At 72.0% G+C, this 20357-nt stretch carries 26 protein-coding genes; 11 read left to right on the plus strand and 15 right to left on the minus strand.

Annotation, left to right across the window (positions count from 1 at the left end; genetic code table 11):
* Nucleotides 1–66: 66 nt before the first annotated feature.
* Together DP939_RS04565 and DP939_RS04570 are read left to right on the plus strand one after the other, a co-directional pair.
* The gene (locus tag DP939_RS04565; protein ID WP_113979129.1) at nt 67–318 is read left to right on the plus strand and encodes a hypothetical protein; all 252 of its coding nucleotides are present in this window, start codon (nt 67–69) and stop codon (nt 316–318) included.
* A 4-nt stretch (nt 319–322) separates the two neighbouring features.
* Nucleotides 323–1069 (plus strand): protein phosphatase 2C domain-containing protein, encoded by a 747-nt coding sequence (locus DP939_RS04570; protein ID WP_113979131.1) that lies wholly within the window; start codon nt 323–325, stop codon nt 1067–1069.
* A 61-nt stretch (nt 1070–1130) separates the two neighbouring features.
* Here DP939_RS04570 and DP939_RS04575 read toward each other — a convergent pair whose 3' ends face one another.
* The 4 genes from DP939_RS04575 to DP939_RS04590 all read right to left on the minus strand — a co-directional run bounded on the left by DP939_RS04575 (nt 1131) and on the right by DP939_RS04590 (nt 4225).
* Nucleotides 1131–1361, minus strand: a complete 231-nt coding sequence (locus DP939_RS04575; protein ID WP_147267869.1) for a hypothetical protein — start codon at nt 1359–1361, stop codon at nt 1131–1133.
* 282 nt (nt 1362–1643) lie between these two features.
* Nucleotides 1644–2819, minus strand: coding sequence for an ABC transporter substrate-binding protein (locus DP939_RS04580; RefSeq protein ID WP_113979137.1), 1176 nt, complete (start codon nt 2817–2819; stop codon nt 1644–1646).
* Between the two features lie 57 nt (nt 2820–2876).
* Entirely contained in the window at nt 2877–3227 is a 351-nt protein-coding gene (locus DP939_RS04585; RefSeq protein ID WP_113979140.1) for a hypothetical protein, read from the minus strand.
* A gap of 104 nt (nt 3228–3331) precedes the next feature.
* Complete coding sequence (locus tag DP939_RS04590) at nt 3332–4225, minus strand: phosphotransferase enzyme family protein (protein ID WP_113979143.1); 894 nt, start codon at nt 4223–4225, stop codon at nt 3332–3334.
* An 81-nt stretch (nt 4226–4306) separates the two neighbouring features.
* Here DP939_RS04590 and DP939_RS04595 point away from each other — a divergent pair, with 81 nt between their 5' ends.
* Both DP939_RS04595 and ygfZ read left to right on the plus strand, forming a co-directional pair.
* Nucleotides 4307–4720: a Fur family transcriptional regulator gene (locus tag DP939_RS04595; protein ID WP_113979145.1), complete on the plus strand. Its 414-nt coding sequence runs from the start codon at nt 4307–4309 to the stop codon at nt 4718–4720.
* A gap of 10 nt (nt 4721–4730) precedes the next feature.
* Complete coding sequence (ygfZ, locus tag DP939_RS04600; protein WP_113979147.1) at nt 4731–5714, plus strand: CAF17-like 4Fe-4S cluster assembly/insertion protein YgfZ; 984 nt, start codon at nt 4731–4733, stop codon at nt 5712–5714.
* A 40-nt stretch (nt 5715–5754) separates the two neighbouring features.
* Here ygfZ and dtd read toward each other — a convergent pair whose 3' ends face one another.
* On the minus strand, nt 5755–6180 hold the full coding sequence (gene dtd / locus DP939_RS04605; RefSeq protein WP_113979150.1) for a D-aminoacyl-tRNA deacylase: 426 nt from the start codon (nt 6178–6180) through the stop codon (nt 5755–5757).
* A gap of 68 nt (nt 6181–6248) precedes the next feature.
* On the opposite strand from dtd, the gene DP939_RS04610 reads away from it, so the two are divergent.
* The gene (locus DP939_RS04610; protein WP_113979153.1) at nt 6249–7184 is read left to right on the plus strand and encodes an asparaginase; all 936 of its coding nucleotides are present in this window, start codon (nt 6249–6251) and stop codon (nt 7182–7184) included.
* Here the strand turns inward: DP939_RS04610 and DP939_RS04615 are convergent.
* Nucleotides 7181–8866, minus strand: coding sequence for a DUF2207 domain-containing protein (locus tag DP939_RS04615; protein ID WP_225878039.1), 1686 nt, complete (start codon nt 8864–8866; stop codon nt 7181–7183). The genes DP939_RS04610 and DP939_RS04615 overlap by 4 nt on opposite strands.
* Before the next feature lie 212 nt (nt 8867–9078).
* On the opposite strand from DP939_RS04615, the gene DP939_RS04620 reads away from it, so the two are divergent.
* Nucleotides 9079–9555 (plus strand): nucleoside deaminase, encoded by a 477-nt coding sequence (locus tag DP939_RS04620; protein ID WP_199564927.1) that lies wholly within the window; start codon nt 9079–9081, stop codon nt 9553–9555.
* A gap of 10 nt (nt 9556–9565) precedes the next feature.
* On the opposite strand, the gene DP939_RS04625 is transcribed toward DP939_RS04620, so the two are convergent.
* A complete protein-coding gene (locus DP939_RS04625; protein ID WP_113979158.1) occupies nt 9566–10300 on the minus strand; it encodes an alanyl-tRNA editing protein in 735 nt (244 codons plus the stop codon).
* Nucleotides 10301–10576: 276 nt separating this feature from the next.
* On the opposite strand from DP939_RS04625, the gene DP939_RS04630 reads away from it, so the two are divergent.
* On the plus strand, nt 10577–11305 hold the full coding sequence (locus tag DP939_RS04630) for an SGNH/GDSL hydrolase family protein (protein WP_158578459.1): 729 nt from the start codon (nt 10577–10579) through the stop codon (nt 11303–11305).
* 18 nt (nt 11306–11323) lie between these two features.
* Here DP939_RS04630 and DP939_RS04635 read toward each other — a convergent pair whose 3' ends face one another.
* From DP939_RS04635 to DP939_RS04655, 5 genes are all read right to left on the minus strand, one after another.
* On the minus strand, nt 11324–11650 hold the full coding sequence (locus DP939_RS04635; RefSeq protein WP_113979165.1) for a DUF2516 family protein: 327 nt from the start codon (nt 11648–11650) through the stop codon (nt 11324–11326).
* Nucleotides 11651–12283: 633 nt separating this feature from the next.
* Complete coding sequence (locus tag DP939_RS04640) at nt 12284–12715, minus strand: hypothetical protein (protein WP_113979168.1); 432 nt, start codon at nt 12713–12715, stop codon at nt 12284–12286.
* Nucleotides 12716–12718: 3 nt separating this feature from the next.
* Nucleotides 12719–13234, minus strand: a complete 516-nt coding sequence (locus tag DP939_RS49070) for a helix-turn-helix domain-containing protein (RefSeq protein ID WP_113979170.1) — start codon at nt 13232–13234, stop codon at nt 12719–12721.
* Nucleotides 13235–13305: 71 nt separating this feature from the next.
* On the minus strand, nt 13306–14232 hold the full coding sequence (locus DP939_RS04650) for a M56 family metallopeptidase (RefSeq protein ID WP_113979173.1): 927 nt from the start codon (nt 14230–14232) through the stop codon (nt 13306–13308).
* A complete protein-coding gene (locus tag DP939_RS04655) occupies nt 14229–14585 on the minus strand; it encodes a BlaI/MecI/CopY family transcriptional regulator (protein ID WP_199564928.1) in 357 nt (118 codons plus the stop codon). Before DP939_RS04655 ends, DP939_RS04650 begins: the two co-directional genes overlap by 4 nt.
* Nucleotides 14586–14663: 78 nt before the next feature.
* On the opposite strand from DP939_RS04655, the gene DP939_RS04660 reads away from it, so the two are divergent.
* Entirely contained in the window at nt 14664–15197 is a 534-nt protein-coding gene (locus tag DP939_RS04660; protein ID WP_113979176.1) for an O-acetyl-ADP-ribose deacetylase, read from the plus strand.
* Here DP939_RS04660 and DP939_RS04665 read toward each other — a convergent pair.
* Together DP939_RS04665 and DP939_RS04670 are read right to left on the minus strand one after the other, a co-directional pair.
* Nucleotides 15194–16030 carry a class I SAM-dependent methyltransferase gene (locus DP939_RS04665; RefSeq protein ID WP_113979179.1) on the minus strand — a complete coding sequence of 279 codons (837 nt, stop codon included), beginning with the start codon at nt 16028–16030 and terminating at the stop codon, nt 15194–15196. The two genes, DP939_RS04660 and DP939_RS04665, sit on opposite strands and share 4 nt — an antisense overlap.
* A 25-nt stretch (nt 16031–16055) precedes the next feature.
* Complete coding sequence (locus DP939_RS04670) at nt 16056–16802, minus strand: SDR family NAD(P)-dependent oxidoreductase (protein ID WP_113979182.1); 747 nt, start codon at nt 16800–16802, stop codon at nt 16056–16058.
* A 123-nt stretch (nt 16803–16925) separates the two neighbouring features.
* On the opposite strand from DP939_RS04670, the gene mshA reads away from it, so the two are divergent.
* Genes mshA through DP939_RS04685 form a run of 3 tightly spaced genes read left to right on the plus strand, consistent with a single transcriptional unit; the run spans nt 16926 to nt 19475 of the window.
* Nucleotides 16926–18203: a D-inositol-3-phosphate glycosyltransferase gene (gene mshA, locus DP939_RS04675; protein ID WP_225878040.1), complete on the plus strand. Its 1278-nt coding sequence runs from the start codon at nt 16926–16928 to the stop codon at nt 18201–18203.
* 18 nt (nt 18204–18221) lie between these two features.
* Nucleotides 18222–18707 carry a type III secretion system chaperone family protein gene (locus DP939_RS04680; protein ID WP_225878041.1) on the plus strand — a complete coding sequence of 162 codons (486 nt, stop codon included), beginning with the start codon at nt 18222–18224 and terminating at the stop codon, nt 18705–18707.
* A gap of 24 nt (nt 18708–18731) precedes the next feature.
* Nucleotides 18732–19475: a phosphoglyceromutase gene (locus tag DP939_RS04685; RefSeq protein ID WP_113979190.1), complete on the plus strand. Its 744-nt coding sequence runs from the start codon at nt 18732–18734 to the stop codon at nt 19473–19475.
* A 22-nt stretch (nt 19476–19497) separates the two neighbouring features.
* Here the strand turns inward: DP939_RS04685 and phoU are convergent, their stop codons facing one another.
* Entirely contained in the window at nt 19498–20157 is a 660-nt protein-coding gene (gene phoU, locus DP939_RS04690; protein WP_113979193.1) for a phosphate signaling complex protein PhoU, read from the minus strand.
* Nucleotides 20158–20357: the final 200 nt, after the last annotated feature.

Raw genomic sequence — 20357 nt, forward strand, 5'->3', positions numbered from 1 at the left:
CCGGGGAACCGGTTTTCCGGCCCGTGGCCGGGGGCGGTCATGGCCACCCCAGGTAACCTGCGAGCCATGGAGGACGCGCTCACCTCGCTCGGCAGGGCGGGTTTTTCGCCCGGCACCGCACTGGACATCCTCTACTTGGGGGTCGCCGCGGGCCGGGAGCCGGACTCGTCGCTGCTCTCGGGGGAGCTGACACCGGGGGAGTTTCCGCTGCTCAGCGCCGCTGTCACGGCCGGACGTGAGCCGGCCGCGCGGTTCGGCTTCGCGCTCGACGCGATGCCGTCCGGGTTCGAGGCGGCACGCGGGCCGGGCCGGGCGTAGCGGAATGCGGGTCACCTTCGCGACCGCGCCGGGCGCGGACCACAACGAAGACCTCGTGGTCGCCGCGCCCACCTGGGCGTTCGTCCTGGACGGGGCCACCGTGCCGCCGGGCGTGCGCACCGGCTGCGTCCACGACGTGTCCTGGCTGGTCGCCCGGCTCGGCGCGGCCCTGGTGAACGGGCTCAGCACCCGGCCCGGCGAGCCGCTGCCCGGCCTGGTGGCCGGGGCGATCGAGCGGACCATGGCCGCGCACGCCGCCACCTGCGACCTCACCGACCCCGACTCGCCGTCCGCCACGGTGACGGTGCTGCGCGAGCGCGGCGACGCGCTGGACTACCTGGTGCTGTGCGACTCGCCGCTCGTGCTGGTCCGGGCCGATGGCGAGCCGATCGTGGTCCATGACGACCGGGTCGAGCGGCTGCCCGGCGGCCGGCCGTACGGCAACGCGCTGGTGCGGGCGCACCGCAACCGGCCGGGCGGATTCTGGGTGGCCTCCACCGCGCCCGAGGCGGCCCATGAGGCGATCACCGGGACGGTGGAACGCGCGCCGGTGACCGCCGCCCTGCTGGTCACCGACGGGATATCGCGGCTGGCGGAGTGGTACGGCGTGCCGTGGCGGGAAGTGGTCGCGACCGCCGCGACGTACGGGCCGCACGAGCTGATCACGCAGGTCCGGGCCGCCGAGCGCGAGCACGGCCCCCGGTACGGCAAGCCGCACGACGACGCGACGGCCGCCTGGGTCACCTGGTGAACGGACGGCCGGGCGGTGCGCCGCCCGGCCCTCGGGGCCGTCCATGGCCGTGTCCTATGGCCTAGCGGTGCCTCCTGCACTCGACCCGCACCCACTTGCCATGCCGCTTACAGAACCTGCACCACCGGTTCTTCCACCAGCGCCACCGGCACTGCTGGGCCTCCGTGGCGCAGCTCAGGGTCGTGGAGACGGTCTTGGCGACGGCCGGGGCGGTGGCCTGCGCCGGTGCCGCCGCCGGTGCGACGAGCGTCGCGGCGGTGAGGGCCAGAGTGGCGAGAGTGTTCCTGAGCATGGGGATCACCCCGTGTTTCTGCGGAAAGGGCCCCGATCCTTGCGACCTGGGCCGGACGAGCGCCGAAACGGGCCTGCGGAACCGAAAGCGCCGTACCGGCGCGTGATCTACGACTTCAACGCTAACGGGGGGTCACCAGGGGAGACACCCTGTGGCGGCAAAGGAGTGATTACTCCGCGTTCGACCCGTTCGCGGTCGGTGAACGGGCCGAAGCCGTACGGCGACGGCGTTCGCGGCACGCCGCCGTACGGTAAAGGTCACCAGGGCACCAGGTCACCCCGGTCACCAGGCGGGCACGAGATCGGCGGTGATCGGCACCTCCGGCACGGCGGTGTTGGTGACCACGGTCAGCTCGTGGCCGTCGCGGGTCGGCCGCCACTGGCCGCCGATCAGCGGCACCAGCGCGATGTTGGGCGTCGGGCCGCCGGTCCAGTCGAGCGGGCCCGCGATGGTCGTCAGGCGGGTGCGGGCGAGCGCCTGGGCGACGGCCGCCCGGTCGGCGGGGTCGGCGGCGCCCGCCAGGGCGTGCCAGGCGACCTCGACGAGGGCGTGCGCGAGGCCGAGCGGCTGGAGCCACGGGTGGCCGGTGCCGTGCTGGTAGGCCCAGGCCAGGTCGGCGGCGGTCGTGCCGTCCAGCGAGGATCGGTAGGGGTGGGCGGGCGTCCAGTAGACCAGGGTGCCCACGCGCGCCCGGGCCAGCTCCTCGCCCGCCTGCCGCCGGTGCGGGTAGGCGAGCCAGCGCGAGCTGGTGATCAGCCGGGGGCGCAGCCCCGCCTGGACGGCCTGGCGGTGGAAGGTCGCGAGGTCCGCGCCGGTCGAGGCGCTGGTGACGACATCGGCGTCGTACCGGCGCAGGCGTTCGAGCTGCGGGTCGAACCGCGCCGCGGGCTCGGGATAGCCGCCGAGGTCGATCAGGGCGTGGCCGCGGGCCGCCGCCACGGAGGTGAACCCGTGACGGGTGTGCCGCATCAGCCGCCCGTGCAGGCCGTCGTTCCACAGGCAGCCGACCGGACGCCCGGGGGCCAGCATGTCCCACATCTCGGCGAACACGGCGGCGATGTCGTCCAGGCCCCAGGCGAAGTGGTAGGTCCACCGGAAGCGCTCCTGGCGGTCGATGTCGCGCCGGTGGACGTACGCCTGCCAGGGGAACGTGGTGGACACGCACGGCACCTGGAGGGCTTCGCAGGCGTCGGCCACCGCGGGCAGCACCTGGGTGCCCGCCATGGTGAGCACGATGTGCGCGCCCTCCGCGCCGGCCAGCTCGCGCACCGCGCGCCGGGCTCGTAGCGGGTCGGACCGGCTGTCGCGTACCGCGATCCGCACCGGCCGGCCGGCCACCGCGGGCAGCCTGGGCGCCAGCCGCCCGAGGACGAACGCCAGCGCGTCGCCGAGCCGGGCCAGCCGCCCGGTCCGCGGGACCACCGCGCCGATGCACAACGGTGCCGTCGTTTCCATCATCACCTCGCTGAACGGCCGGATCGCGGGCCACCGGCGGTGTGGCCCCGATCGCGGGTGCTACTTGGTGACGCAGGTCGTCCGGCTGACCACGGCGATGGTCTCGTTGCCGCAGTTGTTGCCGTGTCCGGAGGCGTTGCGGGCGAACAGCAGGTTGGACAGCGTGCCGCCGCTCGGGCCGGTCAGGTCGCCCCCGTGGTGGTGCCCGTCCTTGGTCACGCAGGTGCGGTCCTTGAGCAGGGCGATCTTGCCCGTGCCGCACAGGTTGGCGTGGCCCGAGGAGTTACGGCCCGAGACGTTGGACAGCAGGCCGCCCGGCCCGCCGTCGTGGTCGCCGGTGCCGGCGAGGGCCGCGCCCGCCGGGGCGGTCACGATCGCGGCCACCGCCGCGAACTTCTGGAATCTCTGCATCGGTCCGTCCCTGTTCTGGTGTCCTTCGCCGCGTGTCGCGCGAAGGAGTGACGACAGAGAGTAACAGGGCGACCACGAATTGTCACAATGATCGTCAAGGCGGATCAGGGCCGCAGCCGGTGGAACAGCTCCACGCGGGCGCGGTGGTATTCGAGGTCTTCGTCGTCGTGGACGACGCCCTCGGCGGCCACCTTGGTGAAGTAGGCGTACTCCCGGCGCAGCCGGTGCCGCAGAAGCTGCGCGAAGCTCTCCTCGTCCAGCTCCTCGGCGGTGCCCCCGGCCTCCAGGTAGCAGGCGATGAACTCCTTGCCGCCCGCCGGAAAGTCGTCTTCGCCCCATTCGAGCGCGGCGGAGGCCAGCTCCAGCTCCGGCGCGCCGACGAACGCCTCGTCCCAGTCCAGCACCGCGGTGATGACACCGTCGTGGATGAGGGTGTTGCCGGTGTAGTAGTCGCCGTGCAGGGGGTGGCGCCGGGTGTGCGTACGGTGAAACTCGGCCAGCCACCGGTCGAGCGCCGGGTCGGGCAGGCCGTCTGCGGGGTCGGGCACATCGGACGGGCCGTACAGGCCGTGCTCGGCGAACGAGGGGACCGGGCGCGGGCCGGGGCGGGCGTCGGCGAGCGCCCGGTGCAGCCGGGCCAGCAGCCGCGCGGCCTGCTCGCGCTGGGCGGGCACCTCCGATTCGGGCCAGGCCCCCTCGATGTACGGCCACAGCGACACCGGACGGCCCTCCACCCGGATCACGGTCGCCCCCTCCGGGGTGGGGATCGGGGTCACCGCCTCGGGGAACGTCGCGGCGGCGTGCCGGGCGACGGCGTGGCACCACTCGATCTCGGCCGAGCCCCGCCAGGTCGGGCCGATCCGGACGACGTGCCCGCCGATCCGGTAGGCCGCGGACTCCTCTCCGCCGAACAGCCGCTCCTCCTGCCCGCCCACTCCCCAGGTTGCGGCGAGGGCCTGCCGTGCGGCATCCGTAATGGGTGTTTCGGTATAGATCACGTCATCAGGCTATGCGGACGCGCGTTCGGGAGGGCTTCGGCCGCGGCCCCCATCGCCCCGGGAAAGACCTAGACTTCAGTCATGACCGAGACGTCGTGGCATGAGGAGCTTCGCTCCCGCGGCTATCGGGTGACGCCGCAGCGTCAGCTCGTCCTGGAGGCGGTCAAGGAGCTGGAGCACGCCACCCCCGAAGACATCTGCGTCCGCGTCCGTGAGACCGCGCGCGGGGTCAACATCTCGACCGTCTACCGCACCCTGGAGCTGCTCGAAGAGCTGGGCATGGTCACCCACACCCATCTCGGGCACGGCGCTCCGACCTACCACCTGGCCGCCGACGCCGATCACGTGCATCTGGTGTGCCGGGGCTGCGGCGAGGTGACCGAGATCCGACCCGAGCTGGTGCAGAGCCTGGTCACCACGCTCGACACCGAGCTGGGCTTCGACACCGACGTCCGCCACCTGACCGTCTTCGGCCGCTGCCGGACGTGCAAGTAATCTGAGTGCCATGTCCAGCCCTTTGCTGAAGACGCCCGGCGCGGTGGCCGCCGAAGGCACCGACGCGGGAGTCGCCGCCCACTACGGCGAGCCGTACGCCGAGCAGCGCGCGCTGGCGGCCGGGGAGGCGGTGGTCGACCGCAGCAACCGCGAGGTCGTCACGATCACCGGCCCCGACCGGCTGCGCTGGCTCAACGACCTGACCTCCCAGAAACTCGACATCCTCAAACCCGGCGAGCCCGCGCAGACGCTGTTCCTCGACGGGCAGGGCCGGGTGGAGCACCACCTGACGCTCGTGGACGACGGCAAGACCGTGTGGGGCCACGTCGATCCCGGCGCGGGCGCCGCGCTGGTCGACTGGCTGGAGCGGATGCGGTTCATGCTGCGCGTGGAGGTGGCCGACGAGACCGCCCGCTACGCGGTCGTCTCGCACCTGGCCGATGACCTGCCGCTGCCGGAGGGCGCCGTCGCGATCGGCCACGACGTGCTGCTGCCGCGCGCCGAGCTGGAAAAGCACCTGGGGCTCCGGCCGGCCGGGCTGTGGGCGTACGAGGCGCTGCGCGTGGCCGATCACCGGCCGCGGCTCGGTTTCGAGACCGACCACAAGACCATCCCGCACGAGGTGGGCTGGATCGGCAGCGCCGTTCACCTGTCCAAGGGCTGCTACCGCGGTCAGGAGACCGTGGCCCGGGTGCACAACATCGGGCATCCGCCGCGCCGCCTGGTGTTCCTGCACCTCGATGGCAGCGTGGACAAGCTGCCCGCGCACGGATCGCCGGTCACCCTCGACGACGGCGACACGGTGGGGTTCGTCGGCACCGCCGCGCGTCACCACGAGCTGGGGCCGATCGCGCTGGCCGTGGTCAAGCGCACGGTGCCGGTGGAGGCGACGCTGCTCGCCGACGGCGTGGCCGCCACCCAGGAGGTCATCGTGCCGCCCGACGCGGGCCGCAACGTGACGGTCGACCCGGCGCTGCGCCGCCGGTTGCGCTGAGGCTCGGACGTCCACTTGCGCTGAGGCTTTGTGCTGAGGCTCACACGTCCACGATCAGGGTGATCGGTCCGTCGTTCACCAGCGCGACCCGCATGTCCGCGCCGAAGACGCCGGTCTCGACGTGGGCGCCGAGCGTGCGCAGTCCGGCGACCACGGCGTCCACCAGGGGCTCGGCGACCGGGCCCGGGGCCGCCGCCTGCCAGGTCGGGCGGCGGCCCTTGCGGGCGTCGCCGTACAGCGTGAACTGACTGATCACCAGCAGCGGGGCCGCGACGTCGGAGCACGACTTCTCGCCGTGCAGGATGCGCAGGCCCCACAGCTTGGCGGCCAGCCGGGCCGCCTCGGCGGGCGTGTCGCCGTGCGTCACGCCCACCAGCACCAGCAGCCCGGGCTCGTCGATCGCGCCCACGACCGAACCGTCCACCGACACCGACGCGGAACTCACCCGCTGCACCACTGCTCGCATGCCTGCGAATTCTGCCAGCCGGGCCGCTGTTTACACTCGTCCGGGGAGCCAGGCGACAGAGGGGCGATATGGAGACATTGGTCATCGAGGTGGTACGTTCCGGCTTCGTGGAGTCCGTCCACCGGGCGCGGGTGTTCGCGGCGGGCCCGGACGGCTCGGTCGTCGCGGTGTACGGGCCGGTGGACGCCCTGGCGTCCCCCCGATCGTCGATGAAGCCGCTCCAGGCCCTCGGCATGCTGCGCGCCGGGCTCGACCTCGACGGCGAACTCCTCGCGCTGGCCTGCGCCAGTCACTCGGGGGAGGCGTTCCACACCGACGGCGTACGCAAGATCCTGGCGGGCGCGGGCCTCGGCGAGGAGGCCCTGGGCTGCCCGGCCGACCTGCCCGAGCACGCCGGGTCGCGGCGGCAGGTGCTGCGGTCGGGCGGCGAGGCCGCCCGGATCACCATGAACTGCTCCGGCAAGCACGCCGCCATGCTGGCCACCTGCGTGCTGAACGGCTGGCCCACGGCCACGTACCTGGACCCGGCCCACCCGCTGCAACGGGAGATCCGGGCGACCGTCACCGAACTCACCGGCGAGCGGATCGCCGCCTCCGGGGTGGACGGCTGCGGCGCGCCGCTGTTCTTCGTGTCGATGGTCGGCGTGGTCCGGGCGTTCCGGGCGTTCGGTACGGCGGCGCAGGGCACGCCCGAACGCCGGATCGCCGACGCGATGCGCGCCCACCCGCTCTGGACCTCGGGCACCGAGCGCCCGGAGGCCGCGCTGATGCGGGCCGTGCCCGGGCTGATGCTGAAGGCGGGCGCGGAGGGCTTCGACGCCTTCACCCTGGACGACGGCAGGGCCGCGGCCATCAAGATCGAGGACGGCGCGGCGCGGGCCAGGGTGCCCGCCACCGTCGCCGCGCTGCGGGCTCTCGGCGTGACCGGCCCCGAGCTGGACGGGCTCGCCGCCCCGCCGGTGCTCGGCGGCGGACGTCCGGTGGGCGAGATCCGGGTCCGTTAGAGGCTTCTGAACTGCCGGGCGGCCGAGATCGCGCCCGAGGTGGTGGTGGTGAAGGTCCGCATCGACCCGGCGAACTTCGACAGGTCCCACTCGGCGGGCCCGTGGTACCAGTACAGGTTGTCCGCCGGGCCGCCGCTGCCGTTGACCGAGGCCACCACCCGCGCCCAGCGGTCCACGTTGTCGAACACGACCGCGTACGGCAGGTAGCGGGAGAACACCTCGACCCGCTTGTCGGGCGGCACCCGGTCGAGGTCGCCCGCGGCCAGGTACTCGCGGAAGCCGAGGGTGTGCGCGAGGGCCGCCGCGCCCTTGGCGGTCTTGGCCGGCATGTACTGCCCGCCCATGGCCAGCGCCGCGCCCGCGATGATGACGGCGAGCCCGAGCAGGCCGTACGTGGTGAACCAGGCCAGCGCCACCGTCGCGAGCACCCCGGCCACGGTGAGCGCGGCCCCGGCGATCGTCCAGCGGGTCCGCACGCCGTCCGGGCGGCGGGCGAACCAGCCCTGGGCGACGACGTCGGTGTACAGCGCGTCGCGCACCTGCGCGAGCCCGGCCGCGAACGCGCCGTGCAGCTCCGACAGCCGTACGGCGTCGCGGCCGTCGAAGATCGCGTCGTACAGCGCCCGCTCGTAGGGCAGCAGCGAGGACACCGGGGCGTCGGGGAGCTTGACCAGCACCCAGTCGGGCGCGTCGTAGGTCTGCCGCGGCTGCTCGTCGATCCGCAGGTAGCCGCGTACGGCGAGGTCCACGATGGAGGCGGTCACGTCGATCACGTCGGCCTGCTCGTCCAGCAGGGTGCCGACCTGGCCGGGGCGCACGCCGTCGGGCGGGGTGAAGTGGCCGTCGCGCAGCGGGTCCAGCGCGCCGGACTCGTGCCCGACCACGCGGGCGTCGCGGCCCCTGGTCCAGTACAGCAGGCCGACGCCGCCGAGCAGCACCACGAGCAGCCCGGCCAGCGCGCCGCCGGTCACCGCGTCCACCGTGAACGCGTTGGACAGCTCGAACCTGCGCTCAAGGATCGGCGTGCCGCCGCTGGTGCCCTTCGGGTAGCCCATGATCACGGTGAGCGTCTCGCCGGCGGCCAGGCCCTGCTGCTCGAAGTCGCCGGTCACGCCGGTGTGGTCCATCGAGGCCGCGGTGCAGGGCAGCGAGGAGGTGAGCGGGCCGGCGAAGCAGGAGAGGTTCTGGATCTGCGCGCCGCCGGCGACCTTGACGGTGGCCTGCTCGACCCGCGCCGACCAGCCGCCCGCCGCGTGCCAGCGCAGCTCCTCGCCGCCGGCGATGGGCGTGACCACGCCCTTGACGTCGTACTCCAGGGTGGCGGTGCCGCTGGGGCCGCCGGTGAGGGTGATGGTGTCGCCGGTCAGCCTGCCGTCGCCCTTGAGGCCGGAGATCGTGTAGAGGCGGTCGCTCGCGTCGTCGTACCTGGTCCGCGTGACGAACGTCCTGACGGGCGCGCCCCCCTCGTAGGTGACGGTCTCCTTGACGTGGACCACGCCGCCGGGGCGGAGGGTCAGCTCGACGGCGTCCGTTTTGATCACCCCGGCCGCGGTGCGCGCGGCGGCCGTGGGGGTGGCCGACGCGAAGAGGAATGCTGTGGAGAGCGCGGTGCCGAAAGCGACCATGGCCGCCAGAGTGAAGGTCGTACGGACGGCCGCCCGGCGCATGAGTGATCCCGCCATGGCAGGTCAGCCTACCGAGAATCCGGAGGTGACAACGGACACACGGTATTGATCGCGATATTTCACGAAAATTAGAACTTTTCGTGAGAAGGGGGGATTAAGGGAGGGAAGGGGATTTGTGATCGGCCATTCCTGTGGCCGCGGTCCCGGCCTCTGGCGTGGGGCCTCTAGCATTACCGGGCGGATCGGGGTTTCGGGGGCCGGGAGGTGTGATGGTCGGGCAGGCGGAGTTGCGGCACCTGCGGCGGTGTGTCGAACTGGCGGCGCAGGCGCTGGACGTCGGCGACGAGCCGTTCGGGTCGGTGCTGGCCGGGGCGGACGGCACGGCGCTGGCCGAGGACCACAACCACGTCGCGTCCGGCGACCGCACCCGGCACCCGGAGTTCGAGCTGGCCCGCTGGTCGGCCGAGAACATGACACCGCGCGAGCGCGCGGGCGCGACCGTCTACACCTCGGGCGAGCACTGCCCGATGTGCTCGGCCGCGCACGCCTGGGCGGGGCTCGGCCGGATCGTCTACGTCTGCTCGTCGGCCCAGCTCTCCGGGTGGCTGGCCGAGTGGGGCGTACCGGCCGGTCCGGTGCGGCCGCTGCCGATCCGGGAGGTCGCGCCCGGCGTGATCGTCGAAGGGCCCGTGCCCGAGCTGGTCAACGAGGTACGCGACCTCCACCGCCGCTTCCACCGCAGGTGATCCGCGGCCCTCAGTCGGCGATGGCGATGCGCAGCCGGCGGAAGCCCTTGCCCTTGCTCTCGATCTTGGCGACCTTGATGCGGCCGATCTGCTTGGTGGAGGCGACGTGCGTACCGCCGTCCGCCTGGGTGTCCAGGCCCACAATGTCGACGATCCGGACATCCTGCACCGACTCCGGGACGAGGTTGGTCGCGGTACGGATGATGTCGGGGATCTCGAACGCCTCCGCGCGTGGCAGCACCCGCACGTCGATCCGCCGGTCGGCGACCACCTCGGCGTTGCAGGCCGCCTCCACCGCCTCCTTGAACCCCGGCGGCACCTCGGGCAGGTTGAAGTCCATCCGCGCGCTCAGCGGCTCCATGTTGCCGCCGGTGACCAGCGCGCCATAGTCGCGGAAGACCACCCCGCAAAGGACGTGCAGCCCCGAATGGGTACGCATCAGCGCGGACCTACGTTCATCGGCCACGGCGGCCGAAACGGTGGTGCCGGGCGGCGGCAGCGGGTCGCCCTCGGCGGGGATCAGATAGAGGTCATCGCCCTTGCGGACACCGGCGATCCTGGTCTCCACGCCTTGCCAGATCAGCACTCCGTGATCGGCGGGCTGGCCGCCTCCACCCGGATAGAATGCCGACTTGCTGAGCACGATCCCATCTGGCGACGCTTCGAGCACAACCGCTTCCCAGTCGCGTAGATTCTGGTCGGCGAGTTCGAGGCGAAGAGTTCTTCCGTGCAGGTCGCTGCTCATATCGGCAGCTTACGGGTCCGAGAGGCGGTTATGCGCGGTCCATCCCGAGCGCATCGCTCGTTGACGTACCGCACCCTTTCCGCCCTCGAAAGGGCCCCTGGTCGGTGGCTGCGGCTCCTCGCCCTGGCCCTGCGGCATCGGCCATGGCGCCCGGGGCCGGAGGTCGTTCCGGACGCGCGGCGCCGGCTCTCGGGGCACCGGCTCTCGGGGCACAGACCTCTCGGCGAGGCGGCGGGCGCGTCGCGGCGCCGGCCCTTATGGCGTGGGCTGGTCGCGGTGACCGGTTCCGCCGTACTGCTCGTCACCGGGTGCGGCGGGGCCGCTCCGGAGACGAACCGCACCACCCGGGTGTCCCCGCCGTCCGTCACGCACCGGGCGCCTGTCGTGATGGCCGTCGGCGACAGCTTCACCGTAGGGTCGGGGCCGGTGCGGAGCTGGAACACCTACCTCGCCGCCGCGGCACGGCAGCTCGGCTGGCAGCCCGTCATCGCGGGCGCGGCCGGTACCGGCTACCTCAATCGCGGCAAGGCCGGACGCAACTTCCTGGCCTCCTTCACCGAGGAACTGTCCTGGCGGCCCGCCCCGGACATGCTGATCGTCTCCGGCGGGCACAACGACCGCAGATGGGCCCCGGCACGGATCGAGGCCGCGTGCCACCGGCTGCTGGTCACCGTGAAGAAGCAGTGGCCGCGTACGCGCGTGATCGTCGTCGGCCCGATCTGGATGACGGCCCCTCCGTCGTGGTCCAAGGGCGTCAAGAACGCGGTCTCCTCGGCCGCCCGCCGCGCGAAGGCGCCCTTCCTGGACCCGCTGCCCGAGCTGGCCACCATGATCGACCAGCCGGGAGAGCCAAGGGCGGTGGACGAGGTGGCAGAACACCCGCAGGCCCGCTCCGGCGGCTCGGAGCTGGTCCTGCCCGACGGGGTCCACCCGACGCTGCTCGGACACCGGCGGCTGGGCAAATGGCTGGTGGACGCGCTGCGCGCGATGCCCCTGTCCGGCTGAGGGCCCTCTAAAGGACGCTTACCAGGGGCCGTAGGGGCCGGAGTTGCCCCCCTTGCCGATCTCCTTGACCGCGGGACGCACATCGGCGAGGTACACCCCGGCCGCGATCACCGAAATGATCGACAGCAGCCCGATCGACGTGATGAACTGCACGGCGGCGGAGAACGAGAAGAGCGTCGCGAACGCCAGAATGATCAGCCAGAGCTGCTTGGTCTGCTTCCCGGCGATGGCGAACGCCCTGGCGGGCGTACGGATCGCGTGGATCAGCGCAAATGCCGACATCGCGAACGCGGCGACGCCGAGCACCCAGTAGATCAGATCCAGCACTCCATGCACCGCACCCATAGTCGCCGCTCCCGTCATAGCCCGGCCAGCCTACGCATCACACACTAACGGCCCACCGGCCGAACCCCGCGCTCCGAACCTCTTCCGTTACCTCCCAACGCCCGGACCCCGCCCAAAGTTTCCCGCCCCGGCCACCAGGCTGCGGGCGGCGACATCTCCTCAAGCTTCAGGAGGGCATTTCATCGCCATGCCGAACAGGGAGAGCAACGTAGGTGAGTCCAATAGGCGGGTGACACTTTGGAGTACCGCAATGGCGGTGCAAGGGATGAGCGGTGACCCGGCGTAAGAAGCTCATGTGCGCGATCTTCGTGACGCCGTGGTGTCCTCCGGGTGCTCGGCCGGCAGGGAAGGCCCGGACCGAGGGCGAAGGCGGAACGTATCGTGGATTCGTCCCCCATATTCGTGCGCGGCCGTTCCGTTACCGGCTTCACCGGCCTTTTGAAGGACCTCACCGGCGGCCAATGGGCGACGTCCGGGAACTGTCCGATACAGGATGTCAAGGCGGTAACACAGAGGTTGCTCCCGCCGAAATGGGCACCGGTTCGAGCGGATCGCCCATAAGCCCTTCGCGGGCGGGGGGAGGCCGACGGTCCCGGGTGGCCGGTGTGGGCCGGGGGACCGTCGGTGGGTGGGTCAGGGCCTCTTGGAGTTGGCGGGCTTGCGCGGGGCGGGCTTGCGTACGACCGGCTTGGCGACGGGCGGCTCGGCGGCCTCGGAGACGTCTTCGAGTTCGAGGGCGGCCTCGCCGCTGACCCGGCTGACGACCTTGCGGCCCCGGTCGGCGAACTCCTCGTACAGCTCGGTGGCCCGGACGGTCACGATGTCGGCGTAGCCCTTGGCCTTGACCGGGAGGTCCTTGGCGTAGCCCTCGGCCTTGGCGGCGTACTCGCGGGCCTTGGTCGGCAGGTCCTTCGCGGACTGGCCGAGATCGCCGCTGCGGGCCTGGAGCTTCTCCAGGCGGCCCGGGATTTCGCGCAGCTTCTCCATCGCGAAGTCGCCGGCCCCGGCGACCGCGTAGAAGGGCTTGGAATCGGTGAGCTTCTTGACCTCGGTGGCGAACGTCATGGGTTAACCTTCCTTGGTTCGCGGAGTGGCGTTGCCGTTGCCGGTGTAGTGGTCCTCCGCCACGAAGGGCTCAAGCGTGGCGGTGTAGGACTCGGGCAACGGGTCGTCGTCGCTCTCGGCGGGCTCCGGCCGGGGCTGCGCGTTCTGGGAGGTCTGCGTGTCCTCGGCCGGAGTGCCCGTGCGGTTCTCCTTGCGAAACGACTCGTAGATGTCGATGAGTACCTGGCGCTGCCGTCCGGACAGGAACGTGTCGGCGCGGATCGCGGCGACCACGTCACTGTCGGCCTCACGATGCTCGATGAGGCCGGCCTGCACATAGAGCGCCTGTGCGGAGATGTGCAGGCCCTTGGCGATCTGGTTGAGGATCTCCGCGCTGGGCTTGCGCAGCCCGCGCTCGATCTGGCTCAGATACGGATTGGAGACACCGGCCGCGGCGGAGAGCTGGCGAAGTGAGATCTTCGCCTGCTTGCGCTGCTCGCGGATGTACTCCCCGATCGAGCCGACCTTCGGTAGTGCCATGCCACCAGTCTGCCGCACGCTGCTTGCAATTGCAAACAGCGGGGCTAACTGTAGCTAGCGGCAGGCGGGCGTCAGTGCGGCAGCAACCAGAGCAGCGGAGCGGACACGGCCAGCGAGACGGCGAGGGTCAGGGCGAGGGCGCGGATCCGGCGGGGGAGAGCAGGGCCGGGGGTGACCAGGCGCTCCACCCGGAGCATCACGCCGGTGTGGCTGCCGCCGATGGCCCCGAGCGCGCCGTGCGGCGTCGGCACCGGCTCGGCCGTACCGAACCGCAGCAGCGCGGTCGCCAGCCGGCGCGGCGAGCAGAACCGCCTGGCCCGGTCGTCGGCGGCCATCTCGATGAGCAGCTCGACCATGGCCTGGGTGTCGCGCACCACCGCCGACCACGGCAGCACCCGGCGCAGCGCGGAGAACGGCAGCAGCACCAGGTCGTGCCGCTCGCGCACATGGGCCGACTCGTGCGCGAGCACGGCGGCCAGCTCGTCGGGGGAGAGCAGGCGCAGGGCGCCCGCGCTGACCACCACCTGGGAGCGCAGGCCGGGCAGGCAGTAGGCGGCGGCGCCGGGGTGGTCGACCACCCGCACGCCGGGCACGTCGGGGTCATCGCGCGAGATGAGCGCGAGCAGCGCGCGGTGCCGGCGCCTGGCCCGGATGGTCTGCACGGCGGCCGCGGCGGTCACCGTGATCAGCACCGCGAGCAGGCTCACGCCCGCGATGAAGGCCAGGATGTGGGGCAGGTCGTAGGCGTCGCGCGGGCCGTAGCCGCCGGTGGCGGCCGACGCGGCGAACGCGCCGAGGCCGCCGAGGACGCCCCGCTCGTAGGGCTGCAACGCGTAGGCGAGCAGCGCGCCCGTGGTGGCCAGTCCCCACGTGATGCCGACGGCCTGCCACAGCAGGATCGCGGTGCGCGGGGCGCGGTAGGTCCACCGCGCGGTGGTGAAGCGCCAGGCTCCGACCGCGCAGACCAGGGCGAGCGCACCGAGGGCCGCCGCGGTCATTCCTCCTCCAGCTCCGTGAGGGCCCTGCGCAGGATGTCGGCCTCGTCGCCGGAGACGGCCTTGGCGAAGCGCGTCAGCGCCGCCGACCGGTCGCCGGTCAGGTCGAGGGCCTCCAGCATCAGCTCCGCGATGTAGGCGTCGCGGCTGGCGGCGGGCTGGTAGCGCCAGGCCCGGCCGTCGCGGGTGCGGTGCAGGAAGCCCTTGCGGGTGAGGCGGTCGAGGACGGTCATGACCGTCGTGGGGGCCAGGTCGCGGTCGGCGATGTGCCTGCCGACCTCGCGCGCGGTGGCGGGCGCCTGCTGCGCCCACAGGATGTCCATGATGCTGCGTTCGAGCTCGCCGAGACCCTTCACGCCATCCAGGGTAACCTGCGAGCGACGAGCCGTAGTACTACGGGTCGTCGAGCGAGCCAGGGAAGGGGACGGCCCGGCATGCGGATCATTCTTGTGCAGGGGGACATCACCGAGCGGCGGGCGGACGCGATCGTCAACGCGGCCAACTCCTCGCTGCTCGGCGGCGGGGGCGTGGACGGCGCGATCCATCGCCGCGGCGGACCGGAGATCCTCGCGGAGTGCCGCGCGCTGCGCGCCTCCGCGTATCCCGAGGGGCTGCCGACCGGTCACGCCGTGGCGACCACGGCGGGCCGGCTCCAGGCCCGCTGGGTGATCCACACGGTCGGGCCGGTCCACTCCAGGTCGGAGGACCGTTCGCATCTGCTCGCCTCCTGCTATCGGGCTTCACTGGGCGTCGCCGCGGAACTCGGCGCGCACACCGTCGCCTTCCCTGCGATCTCCACCGGAATCTACGGCTGGCCGCTCGATGACGGGGCCAGGATCGCGCTGAAGACCGTGCGCGAGACCCCCGCCCCCGGTGTCGAGGAGGTCAGCTTCGTGCTGTTCGATGCCACAGCCTACGCCGAGTTCGATCGAGCGCTGCGCGGCCCCGGCCAGGCTGTGGACAACTAGCCCGCCCGCTCGGCGGCCGCCTGTGGAAAACCCGGGGCGACGGCCTCCCACGGCAGTGTCAGTTCGCCGAGCCGCCAGCGGGCGCGTCCGCCCAGCGGGGGGCGGGTGAGCACCGGCCAGGTGCGGGCCAGCGTCTCCGCCGTGGCGGCCCAGCGCTGGCGCACCCCGTACGCCGCGTACGGCGAGCACACCGCCCACGCCCGATCAAGGTCCTGGAACAGGTCGTACACCGGCTCGCCGGGCACATTGCGGTGAATGAGCGCTTTCGGCAGCCGCTCGGCGAGGTCGGACGGCTGGTCGAACCCGGTGAACCGGGTGGAGAGCGTGAGCGTGCGCGGTCCCGAGGCGTCCAGCCCCACCCAGGCCGCCCGATGTCCGATCTCCGAGCAGGTGCCTTCCACGATCACGCCGTCGGCGGCGATCCGCGAGCGCAGCAGTGCCCACGCCGCCGCCGACTCCGCCTCGCCGTACTGGCGCAGCACGTTGAACGCGCGCACGATCAGCGGCGGGCGGGCGGCCGGCAGCAGTTCGAAGCCGCCGACCGCGAACGACAGGCCCGGCCGGGCATGCGGCGCGGCGGTGGCGACCCGTTCGGGATCGATCTCGATCCCGAGGACCTCCACGTCCCGGCGGATCGCGCGCAGCCGCAGGTACAGCTCGGTCGTGGTGACGTGCGAGGCCCCGAAGCCGAGGTCGACGACCAGCGGGCGGGAGGCGGACCGCAGCAGCCCGCCGTACGCGGCGGCGATCCACCGGTCGGCTCGCCTGAGCCGGTTGTGGCCGGTGGTTCCGCGGGTGATCGAGCCGACCGGCCGCCGCGTGCGACCGCGCAAGGGGACTCCAGGGGGAAGACGGGGATTACGGGGCGGGCGTGCGGTGCACCTTGTGCTGGGCGGCCTGCGCCCGCGGGCGGATGACCATGCGGTCCACGTTGAAGTGCGCCGGTCTGGTCACCGACCACACGATCGCGTCGGCCACGTCGTCTGCGGTCAGCGGATGGGCCACGCCCTGGTAGACCCGGTCGGCCGCCTCCCGGTCTCCGCGGAACCGGGTGAGCGCGAACTCCTCGGTGCGCACCATCCCGGGCGCGATCTCCACGACCCGCACCGGGCGGTCGTACAGCTCCAGCCGCAGGGTCTCGGCCATCGACTTCTGGGCGTGCTTGGCCGCCACGTAACCGCCGCCGCCCTCGTAGGCGACCAGCCCGGCCGTGGAGGTGAGCAGCACGAGAACTCCGTCGCCCGACTCGACCAGCTTCGGCGTGAGCGCCTTGGTCATCCGCAGCGTGCCCAGCACGTTCACGTCGTACATCCGCTGCCAGTCGGCGGGGTCGGCCTCGATCACCGGCTCCAGCCCGAACGCCCCGCCGGCGTTGTTGACCAGCACGTCGCACCGGTCGAGCGCCCCGGCGAGCGCGTCCACCGACTCCTGGGAGGTGACGTCCAGCGGGATCGGGCGTACGCCCGCCACCTCGGCGGCCAGCTTCTCCAGCCGGTCCACTCGCCGGGCCGCCGCCACGACGTCGTACCCCTCCGCCGCCAGACGCCGCGCCGTCGCCCATCCGATGCCGCTGCTCGCGCCGGTCACCACAGCCGTCTTCGTCATGCTTTGCATCATTCCAGGACCCCGCCGAAGGTGTGCTCCGGGGCTTGTGATCGCATGGCGGGACAAACACGGGAATCGTCGGTGAAATCGAGTGGTTGTAAGCCCTTCGGAGGTGGTGTCAACGTGAGGCGACGGCGGGTCCACCGGGTCGCGACGGTCAGCATGCACACGTCCCCTCTGGATCAGCCGGGCACGGGTGACGCGGGCGGCATGAACGTCTACATCGTCGAAACGGCCAAACGGCTGGCGCAGCTCGACGTCGAGGTGGAGATCTTCACCCGGCAGACGGCGCGCGATCTGCCCCCCACGGCCGAACTCGCGCCCGGGGTCACCGTGCGGCACGTCACCGCGGGGCCGTACGAGGAGCTGGACAAGGGCGATCTGCCCGGCCAGCTCTGCGCGTTCCTGTCGGGAGTGCTGCGTACCGAGGCGTCCTACGACCCCGGCCGCTACGACGTCATCCACTCCCACTACTGGCTGTCCGGACAGGTCGGCTGGCTGGCCAAGGAGCGCTGGGGAGTGCCGCTCGTGCACACCATGCACACCATGGCCAAGGTCAAGAACCTGCTGCTCGCCGACGGCGACAAGCCCGAGCCCGCCGCCCGGGTGCTGGGCGAGGAGCAGGTCGTGGACGTCGCCGACCGCCTGGTCGCCAACACCGACGCCGAGGCGCGCGAGCTGATCGACCTGTACGGCGCGCCGCCCGAACGGGTCGCCGTCGTCAACCCCGGCGTGAACCTCTCGGTCTTCCAGCCCGCCTCCAAGGGCGCCGCCCGCCACCGCCTGGGCCTTCCCGACGACGCCCACATACTGCTGTTCGTCGGCCGGATCCAGCCGCTCAAGGCCCCCGACGTGCTGCTGCGCGCCGCCGCCCGGATGCTGATCGAGGACCCCGGCCTGCGCTCCCGGCTGGTCGTGGCCTGCGTCGGCGGCCCCAGCGGCAGCGGTCTGTGCCGCCCGGCGCTGCTCTCCGACCTGAGCGAGTCGCTGGGCCTGAACGACGTCGTGCGCCTGGTGCCGCCCGCCCCCCAGGACGAGCTGGCCGACTGGTACCGCGCCGCGGACGTCACGGTCGTGCCCTCCCACAACGAGTCCTTCGGCCTGGTCGCGCTGGAGTCCCAGGCGTGCGGCACGCCCGTGGTCGCCGCCTCGGTGGGCGGGCTGCGCACCGCCGTACGGGACGGCGTGTCCGGGCTGCTCGTCGAGGGCCACGACCCGCACGACTGGGCGCGGGCCCTGGACGGCCTGGTACGCCGCCCCGCCTGGCGCGACCACCTGTCCAAGGGCGCGGTCGAGCACGCGGGCGCCTTCGGCTGGTCCGCCACCGCCGCGCGGCTGGCCGACGTCTACGCGGAGGCCATGGCGAACCTGCACCGCTCGCCTGTGGCGCTCAGTTCCTGAGCCCGTATGGTGGAGCGCATGGACGTTGCCGGGGTCGTGGAGTCGGCGCTGAAGTCCGCCGAGGCGTCGTACGAGCACCCGAGGCCGGGGGCGTTCCTGGTCAGGCTGCCGGGCAAGCACAAGCTGGCCACCATGACCTGGCTGATCGTCGGCGAGCGGATGCTGCACGTGGAGGCGTTCTTCTGCCGCAAACCCGACGAGAACCACGCTGAGTTCTACCGCTGGCTGCTCACCAAGAACGGCTCCATGTACGGCGTGCGCTTCGCGCTCGACGACGTGGGAGACGTTCACCTCGTCGGCAGGACGCCCCTTTCCGCCGTGACCGAGCAGGAGATCGACCGGCTGCTCGGCTGCGTCCTCAGCTACTCCGACGAGTCCTTCGACCGCGCCCTCGAACTCGGCTTCGCCTCCTCCATCCGGCGCGAGTGGGAGTGGCGGGCCAAGCGCGGCGAGTCGCTGGCCAACCTGCAGGCGTTCGCCAGGTTCGCGGATCCCGCGCGCTGACCGGCCGTCGGTAAGGTTGTCGGCATGGCGACATTGGTGCTGTTGCGGCATGGTGAAAGCGACTGGAACGCGAAGGGCCTGTTCACCGGATGGGTGGACGTCAGCCTCTCGCCCGCGGGCGAGGCCGAGGCGCGTAGGGGCGGCCAGCTCCTGCTCGACGCCGGGCTGCGCCCCGACGTGGTGCACACGAGCCTGCTGACCCGGGCCATCCAGACCGCCGAGCTGGCGCTCGGTGCGGCCGACCTGCGCTGGCTGCCGGTGCGCCGCTCGTGGCGGCTCAACGAGCGGCACTACGGGGCGCTGCAGGGCAAGAACAAGGCGCAGACGCGCGAGGAGTTCGGCGACGAGCAGTTCATGCTGTGGCGCAGGTCCTATGACACCCCGCCGCCGCCGATCGCCGACGATGACGAGTACAGCCAGGTGGGCGACCCCCGGTACGCGTTGCTGCCGCCGGAGCTGATGCCGCGCACCGAGTGCCTGAAGGACGTCGTGACGCGGATGTTGCCCTACTGGTACGACCAGATCGTGCCCGACCTCGCGGCCGGTCGCACGGTGCTCGTGGTCGCGCACGGCAACTCGCTGCGCGCGCTGGTCAAGCACCTCGACGGCATCGACGACGACACGATCGCCGGGCTGAACATCCCCACCGGCATCCCGCTGCAATATGACCTCGACGCGGACTTCCGGCCGGTCACCAAGGGCGGGCTCTACCTCGACCCCGAGGCGGCCAAGGCCGCCATCGAGGCCGTCGCCAACCAGGGCCGCTGAGCCCGGCCGGCCCGCGAGCCGGTCACAGGGGCGACATGTCCTGGGGCCGCGAACCCGTCACCAGGTAGACGACATCGCGGGCCACGCGTACGGCGTGGTCCGCGTACCGCTCGTAGTACCGGCCGATCAGGGTCACGTCGATGGCCTGCTCCACCGCCCACTTGGAGTCCTTGGCCAGCAGGACCCGGAACAGCCTCCGGTGCAACTGGTCCATGGCGTCGTCGTCGGCCTCCAGCTCCATCGCCGACTCCACGTCGTGGGAGGCGATGCAACTGCCCGCCTTGGTCACCAGGCGCTCGGCGATCTGCCCCATCTCCAGGATGGTCGAACGCAGCTCCGCCGGGATCGCCGAGTCCGGATGCCGCAACCGGGTGATCTTGGCGACGTGCTCCGCCAGGTCGCCCATCCGCTCCAGGTCGGAGCCCATCCGCAGGGCGGTGATCACCATCCGCAGGTCCACCGCGACCGGCTGCTGACGGGCCATCAGATCGAAGATCGACGCCTCGATCTCGGCGTAGATGCGGTTCACCTCGTCGTCCTGCGAGATCACGCTCTCCGCGAGGTGCAGGTCGGAGTCGAGCAACGCGGTCGTGGCCCTGGCGATCGCCGAACGGACCAGCCGGGTCATCTCCACGAGCCTGTCAGTGAGAGCGTCAAGCTCTTCGTGGTAAGCGTCTCGCATGGGGCCAACCGTACGCGCGGGGTGATGAACGAACTTCGACCAGAAAATGAACTTTACGGGAAACGCCGTGGTCAACGGGCATTTCCTCGTCGAGAGTACCCGCTGGTCCGCCTACCATCGGAGGCGTGAGTGGACACAGCGGTGCTGCGCCCCGGCGGCGGCGCGGGGCGACACGGGAGGTCCCGTGAGCGAGTTGCTCG

The organism is Spongiactinospora rosea, assembly GCF_003315795.1.
GTDB lineage: Bacteria > Actinomycetota > Actinomycetes > Streptosporangiales > Streptosporangiaceae > Spongiactinospora > Spongiactinospora rosea.

Coding starts and splice junctions, on each gene's coding strand:
- DP939_RS04580 (WP_113979137.1), bottom strand. CDS start 2,819: ATGATGGAAACGACGGCACCGTTGTGCATCGGCGCGGTGGTCCCGCGG.
- DP939_RS04620 (WP_199564927.1), top strand. CDS start 9,079: ATGGTCGGGCAGGCGGAGTTGCGGCACCTGCGGCGGTGTGTCGAACTG.
- DP939_RS04565 (WP_113979129.1), top strand. CDS start 67: ATGGAGGACGCGCTCACCTCGCTCGGCAGGGCGGGTTTTTCGCCCGGC.
- DP939_RS49070 (WP_113979170.1), bottom strand. CDS start 13,234: ATGGCACTACCGAAGGTCGGCTCGATCGGGGAGTACATCCGCGAGCAG.
- phoU (WP_113979193.1), bottom strand. CDS start 20,157: ATGCGAGACGCTTACCACGAAGAGCTTGACGCTCTCACTGACAGGCTC.
- DP939_RS04625 (WP_113979158.1), bottom strand. CDS start 10,300: ATGAGCAGCGACCTGCACGGAAGAACTCTTCGCCTCGAACTCGCCGAC.
- DP939_RS04595 (WP_113979145.1), top strand. CDS start 4,307: ATGACCGAGACGTCGTGGCATGAGGAGCTTCGCTCCCGCGGCTATCGG.
- DP939_RS04570 (WP_113979131.1), top strand. CDS start 323: ATGCGGGTCACCTTCGCGACCGCGCCGGGCGCGGACCACAACGAAGAC.
- DP939_RS04670 (WP_113979182.1), bottom strand. CDS start 16,802: ATGACGAAGACGGCTGTGGTGACCGGCGCGAGCAGCGGCATCGGATGG.
- DP939_RS04585 (WP_113979140.1), bottom strand. CDS start 3,227: ATGCAGAGATTCCAGAAGTTCGCGGCGGTGGCCGCGATCGTGACCGCC.
- DP939_RS04615 (WP_225878039.1), bottom strand. CDS start 8,866: ATGGCGGGATCACTCATGCGCCGGGCGGCCGTCCGTACGACCTTCACT.
- DP939_RS04650 (WP_113979173.1), bottom strand. CDS start 14,232: ATGACCGCGGCGGCCCTCGGTGCGCTCGCCCTGGTCTGCGCGGTCGGA.
- DP939_RS04685 (WP_113979190.1), top strand. CDS start 18,732: ATGGCGACATTGGTGCTGTTGCGGCATGGTGAAAGCGACTGGAACGCG.
- DP939_RS04640 (WP_113979168.1), bottom strand. CDS start 12,715: ATGACGTTCGCCACCGAGGTCAAGAAGCTCACCGATTCCAAGCCCTTC.
- DP939_RS04660 (WP_113979176.1), top strand. CDS start 14,664: ATGCGGATCATTCTTGTGCAGGGGGACATCACCGAGCGGCGGGCGGAC.
- ygfZ (WP_113979147.1), top strand. CDS start 4,731: ATGTCCAGCCCTTTGCTGAAGACGCCCGGCGCGGTGGCCGCCGAAGGC.
- DP939_RS04610 (WP_113979153.1), top strand. CDS start 6,249: ATGGAGACATTGGTCATCGAGGTGGTACGTTCCGGCTTCGTGGAGTCC.
- DP939_RS04575 (WP_147267869.1), bottom strand. CDS start 1,361: ATGCTCAGGAACACTCTCGCCACTCTGGCCCTCACCGCCGCGACGCTC.
- dtd (WP_113979150.1), bottom strand. CDS start 6,180: ATGCGAGCAGTGGTGCAGCGGGTGAGTTCCGCGTCGGTGTCGGTGGAC.
- DP939_RS04635 (WP_113979165.1), bottom strand. CDS start 11,650: ATGGGTGCGGTGCATGGAGTGCTGGATCTGATCTACTGGGTGCTCGGC.
- DP939_RS04680 (WP_225878041.1), top strand. CDS start 18,222: ATGGACGTTGCCGGGGTCGTGGAGTCGGCGCTGAAGTCCGCCGAGGCG.